Consider the following 1817-nt stretch of genomic DNA (forward strand, 5'->3'; position numbering starts at 1 on the left):
TTTTCTTATTTTTTATATGGTGTAGTTTTGTAGCCCTGCTCGATCAAACTGCCCATACCGCCGTCTAAATTTATGATATTTAGATCCGCACTATCGATAGCAGCTGCTGCAGCCGCACTTCTTCTACCGCTTCTGCAAATAAGTGCGATAGGCTTTTTGATGTCGACCACCTTTGATAGCTCACCAAAAAATGCCTCTTTTTGACTTGGGTCGAAAGTGATAGTCTTTGCACCTGCGATGATGCCCGTATCTTGCCACTCAGATGGAGTTCTTATATCAACGATCTGATCGTAATTTTTTATCACGTCTGGAGTTACAGGGATAGTTTTAACGTCAGCAGACAACATAGAACAAACAGCTCCTAAAAGTAGAAATTTTTTCATTTTTATCCTTCAATAAAATTTATGGAATGATAGCATATATTGTTAAATGTAGTAAAATTTATTTGAAATAAAGTAAAAGTGTGGAGAAAGGCTCTCCACATTAAATTTAAGATTATAGATGATCTTCTGGTGGTGTTGGAACTGGTAGATGAAATGTCATACCGGCCGCCTCATAGGTATTGCCAGCCTCATCAACGCTAGAAACAGCCTTGATCTCATACTCATGATCAAGGTAGCTTTTACCATGAAAGTCTACATCTTCGATAGCCCAGTTACCATTAGCATCGGCCTTGCCAGTGTAGCTACCGATTAGTTTATCTACCGCAGTATCTAGCTCCCATATAGCAGGCTTCATCCAAACCTCTATACGAACATCAGCAAAGGCTTCAGCCTTACCAGAGACAGTTGGCTTAAAATCGACGTCGCTCCAACTATTTACAAGAACGCTATCATCTATGTGGCTAGTTTCGCTATTAGGAGTACGGAACATGTTAAATTTTGTTAGATCCGCAAACTGATCTGTACTAATACTATCAATGGTTAGCTGGTTATTTACTGTATCAACAGTGATCTCTTGCGTGCTTGTAGCTTTTAGCTCTTCGCCATTTACAGCTGTTTTGCTAGCCTCAATGGTAAATTTATGATCTCCATCAGCCAAAGGTGAAGTAGGTGTATATGACCAGTTGCCGTCACTATCGGCAGTTGTTGTGCCAAGTAGTGGTGCATTCTCACCCTCGCCATCAAATACACTAATAGTAGAAGCTTTACCTACTAAAGTTGGAGCGTTGTCGTTTGTGATGTGTAGGCCTGTTCTTTCAGATGCGCTGTGTTCTAGGATATTATCCCCAACATCGATATGTCTACTTACTGATTCGTCTGTGTTTCCGACTACTCTATTATCATTTACTGATGTGACAGATACTTCTAGCGTTTCTGGAAGTATATTATAGGCATTATCTATCGCAGCCGCAAGTGTATCAAGACTAAAGCCCTCGCTAGCAGCGCCATTTACATTTGTTAGAGCCTCTGCGCTAGCATTTGCTTGAGAAGCTAGATCGCCAAAATTTGCATATACGTTTGAGTAGTGGCCACCATTTGCAAAGCTAGCAGCACCAAGGCTCACGCCATCTCCGCTATTGCTACCGCCTGCTGAGGCATTACCACCAGCTGCAGTCTCTTCAAGATCAGCGATATTTTTACCATTTAATAATTGCTCTTGTAGCGACGCTATCTCTTTGCTAGCTTTATCACTAGCATTTTCATTTTGAGTTTGCACAGCTTGCACCTCAACCTTTACACCATCTTGCTCTTTTATGACCTCATTGTCATATATCACGTCGCCTGCTTTTAGAGTTCTTTCATTTCCATTAGCGTCTATAGCGACGATGGCATCCGTGCCGATTATTGATTTGATTAGTCCTTTAACTTTACTCA

2 protein-coding genes are annotated in these 1817 nt (G+C 41.1%); both read right to left on the bottom strand.

The window, feature by feature from the left end; translation table 11 throughout:
• Positions 1-5: 5 nt before the first annotated feature.
• The gene (locus Q0296_RS11290; RefSeq protein ID WP_298040652.1) at positions 6-383 is read right to left on the bottom strand and encodes a rhodanese-like domain-containing protein; all 378 of its coding nucleotides are present in this window, start codon (positions 381-383) and stop codon (positions 6-8) included.
• Between the two features lie 112 nt (positions 384-495).
• The coding region (locus Q0296_RS11295; RefSeq protein ID WP_298040654.1) for an Ig-like domain-containing protein at positions 496-1817 on the bottom strand (1322 nt) is incomplete at its 5' end.

It is taken from the genome of uncultured Campylobacter sp. (assembly GCF_937890585.1).
Classification (GTDB): domain Bacteria; phylum Campylobacterota; class Campylobacteria; order Campylobacterales; family Campylobacteraceae; genus Campylobacter_A.

What these genes read in the sequence shown, in the direction of transcription:
- Q0296_RS11290 (WP_298040652.1), bottom strand. Translation starts at nt 383, where the DNA reads ATGAAAAAATTTCTACTTTTAGGAGCTGTTTGTTCTATGTTGTCTGCT.